This window comes from Phycisphaerae bacterium, from assembly GCA_024102815.1.
In the GTDB taxonomy this organism is placed as follows: Bacteria; Planctomycetota; Phycisphaerae; order UBA1845; family UBA1845; genus JAGFJJ01.
This window is the reverse complement of sequence record JAGFJJ010000059.1, coordinates 53,382-64,073: the sequence shown is the minus strand read 5'-3', so window position 1 is coordinate 64,073 and position 10,692 is coordinate 53,382. Positions and strand designations below refer to the sequence as shown.

Annotated in this window: 6 protein-coding genes; 2 read left to right on the top strand and 4 right to left on the bottom strand. The window is 61.1% G+C overall.

Annotated features, from left to right (window positions below; translation table 11 throughout):
- Window positions 1-111: 111 nt before the first annotated feature.
- The 4 genes from J5J06_14830 to J5J06_14815 form a co-directional block, all read right to left on the bottom strand.
- Window positions 112-495: a hypothetical protein gene (locus tag J5J06_14830; protein ID MCO6438366.1), complete on the bottom strand. Its 384-nt coding sequence runs from the start codon at window positions 493-495 to the stop codon at window positions 112-114.
- A gap of 760 nt (window positions 496-1,255) precedes the next feature.
- Entirely contained in the window at window positions 1,256-4,018 is a 2,763-nt protein-coding gene (locus J5J06_14825) for a hypothetical protein (GenBank protein ID MCO6438365.1), read from the bottom strand.
- 569 nt (window positions 4,019-4,587) lie between these two features.
- Complete coding sequence (locus tag J5J06_14820) at window positions 4,588-5,655, bottom strand: hypothetical protein (GenBank protein MCO6438364.1); 1,068 nt, start codon at window positions 5,653-5,655, stop codon at window positions 4,588-4,590.
- 112 nt (window positions 5,656-5,767) lie between these two features.
- Entirely contained in the window at window positions 5,768-6,952 is a 1,185-nt protein-coding gene (locus tag J5J06_14815; GenBank protein ID MCO6438363.1) for a hypothetical protein, read from the bottom strand.
- A 264-nt stretch (window positions 6,953-7,216) separates the two neighbouring features.
- Between J5J06_14815 and J5J06_14810 the strand changes: the two genes are divergently transcribed.
- On the top strand, window positions 7,217-7,813 hold the full coding sequence (locus tag J5J06_14810; GenBank protein MCO6438362.1) for a sigma-70 family RNA polymerase sigma factor: 597 nt from the start codon (window positions 7,217-7,219) through the stop codon (window positions 7,811-7,813).
- Window positions 7,814-8,178: 365 nt separating this feature from the next.
- The gene (locus J5J06_14805) at window positions 8,179-10,674 is read left to right on the top strand and encodes a protein kinase (GenBank protein ID MCO6438361.1); all 2,496 of its coding nucleotides are present in this window, start codon (window positions 8,179-8,181) and stop codon (window positions 10,672-10,674) included.
- Window positions 10,675-10,692 lie beyond the last annotated feature (18 nt).

Genomic DNA, 10,692 nt, shown 5'->3' with positions numbered 1-10,692 from the left:
CCCTGTAATTGCCTACTCTACAAACGTTTGCGATTAGAAAACCGATTCCCCAACCTGGACGTTGCGACGAGCGCCCAAGTCCCGTCCGGTCGACCCTCCGGCTCCTCCCTCCTACGCCGCCATCGCCATCCCGCCGTCCCAGACCCGCAGGGCTACCCGACCGGCCGCCTCCGGCTCGCCAAACTCCAGGCCCTCGATGACCTCCCAGGCCGCAGCCCGGATCCGCACAAAGCTGGCCAGGAGGGGCGCCTTGTTCCCCTGGTGCAGCTGGATGTAGCCGGCCGACGCCTCGCAGACCACGAAGGCCACCGTCTCAGCCTCGGTCTCCCGCACCCAGCTTGAGTCCTTGCGATCGACGTGCAGGATCTCTTGGGCTAGCTTATGTACCAGGGTCGAAAACTCCTCGGCCGGCGACAGCCCCGGCAGCAATACGATGGAGCCCTTCCTCATGAGCCCAAGGGCTGGGGCAATCGCTGCCGAGTACTCAAGGCCCACACCCCGACCAGTCACTCGCACGAGGCAAGCAGTGGAGCGCCCGATCAGAGGGGGGGCAGGCTGGAGTACCGGTCGAACTGGTCGTGCGGGCCACCCCCGGCTGCGCTGAAGTCCGCGAAACCGGATATCGGGTGAAATGCTCCTTACGCAATACTTACGCAATAACGCGTGAATCTTGGCGTTTTTTGGGTTCAAATCGGCGTTTTTGAGGCAAAATCGCCTATAGTCCAGATTTTGAATCCCGCGCGTCTGCCAATTCCGCCACTCCGGCACGAGCTTAAAGCACTGTCAAAAAACAAGTTACATATATGCCGGTCATTCGCGCCGCAAGAGAATCTCAGATACCGCGCGTCCGGAGATATTAACCGGGCTTCGCCCACAGGCAACGGGTGTACGAACGGTGTTCCTGGTGCCGTGAAGGTGGTTCCCAACGCCCGACGAAAGGCCTGCCCGTCCCAGTGCCTTAAGCGTTCGGGCAATGATCTCGCGATACTTTTCGCGGACACTCACCCGCACCGGCAACCGGCGGACTTCACCGGAATGCGAGGTGACCCCTGGACGTGTTTTTTTGCGGCATCCGCGCCAAAGTCCAGGGACCAGGGCGAGGATTACTCCAGTTCGAATCGCCGTGATCGCAAGAGCGCTTCCGCGAGGTCCGGAGAAGTCGTTGCGTGTCAACGCCGGTTAGTGAAAAAAGAGCCCCGCATTCGGTTACACGCGGTCCCTGGGTTTTCCACTCGCTCCGAACTTGGTTCGTTCTTCAATCCCCGAAGCTATCTTGCAGGCTGTGACACAGGTTACAGGAGACAATTTCGCCGGCCTTGAGTGTTGTCAGCACCTGCCCTTCCGTGTTTCGCAACACACGGTCCACAGGCACGCGCGCCAGACGCGATCCCAGATGGTCTGCCCCATGGCAAGGCGCACATCGGTCGACACCGCCACCGTTCTCATAGTAGTGCCTGTGCCAACTACCGCTGGAGCCGTGGATCCACTGCGGGTCGTTGACCGGGTGCATACCGTGCGGTCCCGACAATGTGCCATTGGGGAAACTCCCGGCATTGTGGCACACCGTGCACTCTCGAATCGGGCCCACATGGCCCTGAAGCTCCATGGCCGGTATGTTGTCATTCGCGTCGGGATCCCGATTGGGCCAAATGGCGTGCGGGCTGCCGTGACACGCTTCGCAGGCCACGCCGGCATGTGCGTCGAGACTCTCCCGATACAGAACGCCGGGCATTTCCGCAAAACGGTCATCGATAACCGGCAGCGGTTCCGCAGCGGGATCACCGGAAGAATATGCGAGGGTGAGTACCGGCTGGTCTCCACTGCCGGTGTGGCACGAACCGCACCTGGGCTCGTCGGCCCACGGTTCACGTGCCTGCCCGTCGGACAACGCGTAAACCCCACCGACGGCCATCATACCTCCATGACAGGAGGCGCACGTCTGACCCGCTGTAAACATGGCCCCACGGAAACACTGCGTGATCTTGCCGGGATGGCATTTGAAACAGTTGTCTTCCATCGGCGCAGTCGGATCGGCCGAAATCAGCAACTGATCATCGGAGGGTGGCGCCAGTGGATCGACAAGCAAGGGCTCCCCGGCAACGTCACGGAGGAGAGATCCGTCGGTCGCCACCTGCAACCGGCCGTGGAAACCATGGGCGACGTTCGACATGTTCGGGACTTGGGGATCACCCGCCGGGCCTCCGACGATCGCCAGCGCGTTGGATCGGTGACACGATGCGCAGAGCACGGGCTCATTGTTATTGATGAATGTGGTACCGTGTTTGAAGTCGTGCAGCAAGAGCGCGTTCAGCTTCGCGGCGCGTTCCACGTCGATGCGGTCGGGGCTTGCCGACGCAACAAAGGCGGGGCCGGCAACACGGGCACTCGGATCGGCGCCCACGCCCCCCAAGGTATGACAATCCCGGCAGTCCACCTCCGAGGACACCGGAACAACCACGTCCGTCGTGGCGAGCACCTCCGACGTTGACGTGTCGACTGCCTGCACGCGCATCAGTGGATAAGAGTTGGGCCTCCCCCGGTCGTCGACGCCGGTCATGGGGATGCCTTGCGCGGTAAACCACCCCTTGCCCGGGAGGAAATCGCCGAAGAGCTGCGGTACGTTGTCATGGTACGGCTGATCGATGCCGGGCATGTACCGGCCGTGGTCAGGATTGTCGACAGTCTGGAGCCCCTCATCGGGCAGAGGATTCAGGCCGGGAAAGAGGGTCGCTGCAATCGTCGCCCCCGAGTTGTCGAATTCGTCCCAGAAGTCCGTCTTGCGGATCACGGCATCCTTCAGCGAGGCGCCGACGGGATAGTTCTGGCTTGTCGAGTTGATCGAATCGGGTCCAACCGGGTCGTTCGGATTTGTTGCCGCAGAATATCGGAGTTCCACTCCCGTGTCGTCAAGGATAACCGGCGCCAGCAACCCCGTTGACCCTCTGCGAATGACGTGAGCATTTACCGTATTGAATGGCGGGAGAATACTGAGCGGGTCAGATGCGAGATCTGCACAATGCATTCCGAGGTCGTTGAACGGCAGAACGGTGTGCACCGATCCGCCGGCGCCGGGCGTGCCCGGGGCGGGCTGCTGGGCCACCATGGGTGGCAACTCGCTCGGGACCACTCCGACGTTGACTGTAACGGAACTCACGCACCGCAAGCCCGAATCGTCCGTCACCACGAACCTGACAAGAAAGCTGCCGTTGTTCCAATCGAAGGAGATGGGTCCAGGGTCCGCCACAAGCGGCCGAATGTCCGCCCCGCCGCCAAAGTCCCATTCATACGCCAGCGGTCCACCATTCGGGTCGAACGCCGCGCCTGCAAAAACGACGAGCTGCCCCAGGGTAACATCGACATCCTGATCGGGCGAAAGTATGGAGCAGAACGGCGGCTCAGTTCCGCCGGGCGTCGAGCTGCAGCTCGAAGGAACGCCCGTGACACTGCGTATGGAGCATGCTCCCGACATCGATGCACGCACCCGGCACGGGATTCCGCTGATCCCTTGAATCTCAAATGAGAATTGCCCGCCAGCCTGATTTTGCGGCGCGGAAGCAACGACGGTGCCCGTTATGCCATCCGCGATGGCAATTACCGGGTTTGGTGTCAGCGCGCTGTAGATTCCGTGGGCAACCAGTGTGTTGGTCGCGGCATTATATGACGCGTCGTGGAGACAGACGAACGGAGCCGGCCTCTGTCCGCATTGGTCCATTGTGGAGCTGAACAGAAGCTCGAACGTGGCAAGGTCTGCCAAGTCGACATCGAGGTCGGCGTCGTAGTCGAACTGCGAGCAGGCGGCATCGACTGAACCGCCATTCGGGACCGTCTCACATGCAACCCACTGCTCCAGCGCATCGAGCGGTGACAGCTCAACAAAGCAGTCTGCGGCGGACGCCGCGCCTGACATCGCCAACACGATCGACAGCACCGGCAACGCAACCGCGTGTCCGGGATGCCAAGTGCAGAGCAATTGGGCTCGAATGATCCGCGCGAAAATTGAATCTGAGATGGTGTCCATGACCTTTCCCCCACGTCAGCAGAATGTTGACGACTTTCGTTGCAGCCGGTTTGTTCGATTCAGGTTTCGGCCGGCGCCGAAGAAAGCGCATCATATCGGCCGCCAAATGTCCTGGCTCGCCAGTTCAGCAATGCTGCACAAATTCGGAACCAAGCCGGCTGGTCCGCCCGCCGGGTAATGAAAACCACGCGCGAAGATTCCATCGAATAGCGGAGGAACAAATGGTCATGCGCGGGCGAAGCGACTCGGTCGAAACGTCGTTCTTAGGATTGGCATCACACTTTAGCCCGGGGTGAACACGACGGAAGGTTCTGATGATCCGATGAAGGCTGATTGAAAAGCTGGCGGCGACCGCCTGTGTGGCAACCCGGGAACAACACTGTGAGCAAGTTCTTCGACGGCCGTGGAAACTCGCGAATCCGATTTCGTGAAAAGCACATCGCCCTGCATAAGTCCACGGAGCGCTAGATTCCGCGTACCCGCGACATCAGCAGCCAGCACGAGCAGGAACAACGCCGGCACGGCCACAGTGTTTAGTTCAGAAATGGACGCACCGACAGGCACTCCTTTCAACCGACCGCGGTATCGGTTCGGCTATGGACAATTCGGACAGGTTTACGGCAAGTGATGCGCCGCACGCACAGAGATCCCGCGGTCAGGACGGCCAAGCCCAAGCCGAGGACCGTCCAGCCGGAGGCGGCAGGAACGGTATCGGCGGCGTTCGTGACGGCAAGCGCAATGGGTCCGTCCAATTGCGGCCAATAAAGCATCGTCTCGATATCACCGCTCGCGACGGTCAGACGGCGCAATTCATCGTTGTAATAGCCCGATCCAGAGCTTTGAAGCCAATAGACGGCACCGGTGACCATATCAACGCTCAACGCCACAGGATCCAGCAACTGCGGATAGATGAGAACGGTTTCAGGCGTAAATGGTCCCTCGACGTCCATCCGCATCAGGCGATCGTCGTACACGCCGACACCCGTATCCTCGGCCCAATAGACCAGTCCACCGACTTCATCGACGGCCAACGCGACGGGGCTGCGAACCTCCGGATAGGCAAGTAGGGATTCAATATTCGCACCGGTCAAATCCGCACGGCGAATTCGCTCATCAAAGGAGCCCACGCCCGTGAATTCGACCCAATAGATTTTGCGGCGGAAAGCATCGACGGCCAGCGCCACCGGGGGCGCCGCAAGGTCGGGAAACTGGAGGACTGGTTCCGCGTTGAGGCCATTGACGTCGGTTCGCCAAATCGCGAAACCGTAATGTTGTGCCCAATAGAGGTGACGGCCGACCGGATCAAACGCCAGCGCAACCGGGTCGGTCACTGGCGGACCCTGAAGAATGGTCTGCGAGTTGGTACCGTCCAGATCCGCCTTGAGGATTCTGTTCTCGTAGGCCTGAGCCCAATAGAGCGTCTGCCCGGGCCCGTCGACGGCGACGGATACGGCATCGATTACCAGGGGCCATTGCAACACGGGCTCCGGCATTCCGCCTGCCGTACTGCAGCGGGATATTCGGTCTTCGTAGGATTGCGCCCAGTATATCTGGCCGGCTGCCAAGGAAGTGGTTCCGGCCATGAATACTGCGAGACTCAACGCACCCGCGTACAGCGCCGATCGAGTCTTATTCATCGCGACAGTCTCCCTCCTCAGGCACGTCATTGGAGGATCGGGAGGCCCGGCATCGCTGCCGAACCTCCCGATTTGGAAAGGGAAATACAAGGGCGTATGAACTTGTGTTACCCTACGGGCAGGCATCCACGCACGCCCGCATGTCGGCCTGTGCCGCCGCAACACAGTCGGGCATCGCGCCGCCGGCGGCGAGGCATGCTGCAATGTTGTCCGCCGCCGTCAGGGCGCAAGTCAGCTCACACGGGAGCGTCACGCCGCAGTCCGCCAGACAGGCCTCCAGGGCATCCGTCGCAACCGTTGCGCACGCGTCGATTGCCCCGCCATCCTGGACGCAATCGTGAAACAGATGTTCGGCGTCACGATGGCAAACCTGCGCACAAGGCGTTCCCGGTGACGGCGCGCCACACTGCGTCTGCATGCAGGCCTGGAAGGCGTTCCGGGCGGCCTCCTGGCATTGCAGCGGTGTATCCCCACCCTCGAGGCAACCCTGGAACGCCTCTTCGGCCTGCTGATGGCACTGGGCCTCACAGCTGGGTTCCGGCGGCACGTGCCCGCATTCGTCGATCAAACAGGTTTGGAGAAATGCCCGCGCGGTGTCCGCACAATCCAGTTCTGTGCCGCCCGCGTCGAGACACTCCAAGTAGGCGGATTCAGCCTGCCGGTGGCAGGTGTACTCGCAGGGGGGTTCGGGCGGTACCTGACCGCACTCATTCATCAGACAACCCTGGAGTTGCGAACCGGCCTGCTCGCTGCAGTTCTCCGGTGTTCCACCCTGAGCGATGCAGTCCAGAAACGCGTATCCCGCCTGTTCGTGGCACAGGAATGCACACGGCGCATCCGGCGGCGCAATACCACATTGATCCTCCAGGCATGCCCACAGGGCTGCCAGGCGCTGAGCGCGACAATCTTCCGGCTCACCGCCGTCCGCAATGCAGGTATCGAAGAGCAGATCCGCCTCTTCACGACAGACTTCGCAGCAGGGACATTCCACCTGGCACGCATCGAGGCATGTCTGACGGTAGAGCGCGGCTTCATCGTGGCACGCCACAGGATCGCCCCCGGCCTCCAAGCATGCCGCCAGAATCTGGTCTGCCTCCACGAAGCACGCGTCACGGCACTCGTTTGGACCGGAGGCCGCGTCATTTCCCGGAGTTACCGGACCATCGTCCTGCCGGACCAGCCGGTCGGCTGAGGCCATCCTTTGCAACTCAGTCTTGCTGCTGTCGCGAGCCGCCCCCGCGGCGGCCGCGAACAAGCCTACGCACGTCATCACGAGCACCAGTCTCATCAGTTTCATGAATCGTCCCCTGCGACAAGTGATCACGACTGTTGAGCGAATCGGCCCGTCAATCCGATTCGTTCGGTTCGACTGATCCGAATCAGCCGCTTCCATGGTCTAAAAGGACACTTCCGTCCGATTCCTGACACCAACTTGGCGAAAAAGCGCTCGTCACCTGGTTCAACATCACGAGCGAGCGAGAAACTAAACGATTACTGCAATCTCGACGCCCCTGGGATTGTGCTTGCCGGACATTGGTTAATTCCGGATAATAATTCCGGTATGCGCACGGGTGGCACGACACGCCTGTCTTTTCTGCAAGGACTGCGGGAGGGAGCCGATTCCCGTAGCTGGGTGCAGTTTCACCGGTTCTACGGAGAGCTTCTGATCCGGTACGCCCGCCGCCTGGGTGCGACCTACGAAACCGCGGAGGACGTGGCCCAGGAAGTCACCATGTACGTCTTCCGCTCGATAGGCAAATTCCAGCACGGACAACGCAAGGGCTGCTTTCGCGGCTACCTGAGGCTCGCGGTCGTGCACGCCCTCGGCCGGGCCGCTCGCAGGGAATCCCGCCGAGTGACCGTGCTCGATCCGGACAGGCTCGTTGAACTGGCCCGCGAACACGATTGGCAGGATGTTGTCTGGCAGCAGGAGCAGTACCTCCATCGGATCCGCTGGGCTTTGCGCTCGATCTCAAGTGAGTTTGAACCGGCCACGGTCGAGGCATTTCGATTGCAGGTTCTGGCTGGTGAGTCGGCGGCTCGTGTTGCGGAACAACTGGGGATCAGCCGGGATTGCGCGTACCAAGCAAAATCGCGTGTGTTGCGCCGGCTACGCGAGCACATTGCGGAGCTCGATCCCGATGTTGTCCCGGACTGAAGTGATTCTTTGCGCATTTAATTTCTGCGGTTTGTCCCCATGTCGTTTGGACAGGGACACGTAGTTCTCGCCGGTCCGAAACTTGCGTGCGGACCGTGTCAGATCAGACGTCGACGTGTCTTCCAGCTTTCGGGCGGGTTGCTGGCCCCCCGGGGCGGGAGGTCGAGGTGGTGCGACTCACATGTCCTTCGTGCACGCTCGTTGTCAAGGGGCAACCCGACCGCAGCAAAATGACGTGCCCGTCCTGTGGAAGCGCGCTCATCCGCACCGAATGGGACCCCACCTTATCGGATGACGAGCTCGTTTGTGATCTCCGCAGGGCTTTTGGCGATTCACCTGACTTCTTGTCCCCACAAATCGGGTCCGTGGCCAGCCGGGTTGCATCGGAGGAGGGACCGCTTCGCCTTTCCGGCACGGTGTGCAGCGGACGCCGCCTCGGCGATTTCGAGATTCAGGAAGAGATCGGTCGGGGTGGGATGGGCGTTGTTTATCGGGCGCGGCAGGTCTCCCTGAGCCGGGAGGTCGCGCTCAAGGTGCTCCCACCATCTCTCGGCGATAGCGGTTCGTCGGCCAGGCGGTTTCGCAACGAAGCCAAAGCGGTGGCCCGACTCCGCCATCCCAATATCGTCCCGGTGTACGCGCAGGGCGAATGCGAGGGACATCTGTTCTACGCCATGGAGCTCGTCCGGGGCAAGTCTCTGGATGAAGCGATCCACGACTGCCCCAACCTCCTCGACGATTACCGTTGTGTCGCAAGAATGTTGGCTGGCGCATCGGACGGACTTGCCCACGCACATGAGGCCGGTGTTTTCCATCGCGACATCAAGCCCCACAATCTGCTTCTGGGAAACGACGGTGTTCTCCGTCTCACGGATTTTGGCCTGGCCTACCTTACGGACCAGCCCCATGCCACCGCCTGCGGGGAGATCATGGGAACCGCCGCGTATCTCGCCCCGGAGCAGGCATTCGGACGGTCCGACGAGGTTGACCAGCGCACAGATATTTATGCGATGGGGGCCACGCTCTACGAACTGCTCACGCACCACCGCCCCTTTGACGGTGAGTCGCGCGACAAGATTCTCAACGACATTCGTATGAGCTCTCCCCCTCCGCCACGAAAGGTCGATCCCCGGATTCCTCGAGAATTGGAGACCATTTGCCTGAAGGCGATGGCCTACGACGCATCACACCGTTACTCCTCCGCAGCAGCACTGGCCGAGGACCTGCGGCGTTTCGACACCGGCCGGCCGATTCTGGCCAAGCGCGCCGGATGGATAAAGCGCGGCATCAAGCTCGTGCGACGGAGACCGGCGAGCATCACGGCGATGGCGACGGTTTTCGTAGCCCTTTGCGCCATAACCGGCTGGATGCGGGCGGGCGTGGTATCTCGGCGGGCGGAAGCCGACAGCCTGATCCAATCGGCCTATGATCGACTCGCCTACGTAGATTATCGAATGCCCGAACTCGTCGCGGGAGACATCGACCGAGCACAGAAAATGCAGGCTGATCCCTACACGCTCGATGTCACGCAGGCGCTGGCCGCGATGGGTCGCAATGAAAACGAATCGGCTGCGGCAGCGCTTCGACGGATCGTATCGCTCCATCCCGACGACCGTCGCGCGCGGTATATGCTCTCGTGGGCCTTATGGCGCAGCGGAGATCGCGAGGCATCGAGGGAAGCGTTCACCTCGGCCGAGGCGATCGGCGGAGCCGATCGTGCAGACGCGTGGTTCTTCCGCGGGCTCGCCACCCATTTCGATCGACCGGAGGTGGCTGCGGATTCCTATCGACAAGCCAGTATCGCCCGCGCACAAGAGCATCAATTCTATCCACAAGCCGTACTACACCTCGCCCGGGCGTACAATCAGCAGATGTATTCTCATCGCAGCGCCGATTTGTTCGACGATGCGGACTTCGGCCTGCGGCAGCTCATCGAGCATGGCCATTATGGTTCGTACCCCTATTATCTCATTTCCATCGCGCACCGACTCTCCGCTGAGATCCTGGCTGAGAAAGACACGGCCCAGGACGAGGATGTCGATGCCCGGCTGAATGAAGCGCTTCAGTGGGCGCTTGCCGGCCAGGGTGCCTTTCCGGAAGACGAGCGGCTGGTGACCGCGGAGGCGGAATGCCTTGAAACCATGGGAATGTTCGAGACGGCACTGGAAGCACGTACTCGCGCAATATCGCTTGCCCAACATCGGCTGAAGCAATGGGAGGGATACCATTATCGGTGGCGCTTGAACTGGTGGTTAGGACACCTCGAGGAAGCAATGGAGGACCTCGAGCAGTGCGTCGAGTTTGATCCCTCGGATCACGCCTACAGCCTGTTCTATCGCGGACTGCTCCTCGCAGAAATGGGCGACGAAGAAGGAGCCCTATCACTGGTATGGAATAATCAGTCCGGTCAATCCCGCAGTGCACAGGACATCTTCTGGGAAGCGCTCACGCTGCGATTCCTGGGGCATGGGGCCGAAGCAGTGGCGTTGCTTCGGGAATCCGCAGCGGCGTTTGAGAGCGGCCAGCTTGCCGACGAGCCGGACGTCAAGGCGTGGAATGCGGCGCTTTACGCGTATGACGTCGACCTGGTCGGTCTTGATCAACTCTTGGAAGCGGTAAACGACCCGGTGGCTCAAAAAGGAAGGTTGGGAGAGGCGCATTTTCACGCAGCGGCGAGGGCAGTCGAGGCCGGAGATATGGATGCCGCAGCGCAACATCTCGAATCTGCCTATCGGTCGTTTGATGGGGAGCAGGGCTACTCCTATCACGGCAAGGCACTCCGGCGAAAACTGTTGGCCGAAGAGGGCCTGCTGTTCCGCTCCGGCAAGCCCTCTGGAATAGGACTGCCGAGTGACCCCTGATTGGCGCAGAGTTTTCAG

Bases quoted from the DNA above. Each gene is read 5' to 3' on its own strand.
- J5J06_14825 (MCO6438365.1), bottom strand. From the start codon at position 4,018: ATGGACACCATCTCAGATTCAATTTTCGCGCGGATCATTCGAGCCCAA.
- J5J06_14820 (MCO6438364.1), bottom strand. From the start codon at position 5,655: ATGAATAAGACTCGATCGGCGCTGTACGCGGGTGCGTTGAGTCTCGCA.
- J5J06_14815 (MCO6438363.1), bottom strand. From the start codon at position 6,952: ATGAAACTGATGAGACTGGTGCTCGTGATGACGTGCGTAGGCTTGTTC.
- J5J06_14810 (MCO6438362.1), top strand. From the start codon at position 7,217: ATGCGCACGGGTGGCACGACACGCCTGTCTTTTCTGCAAGGACTGCGG.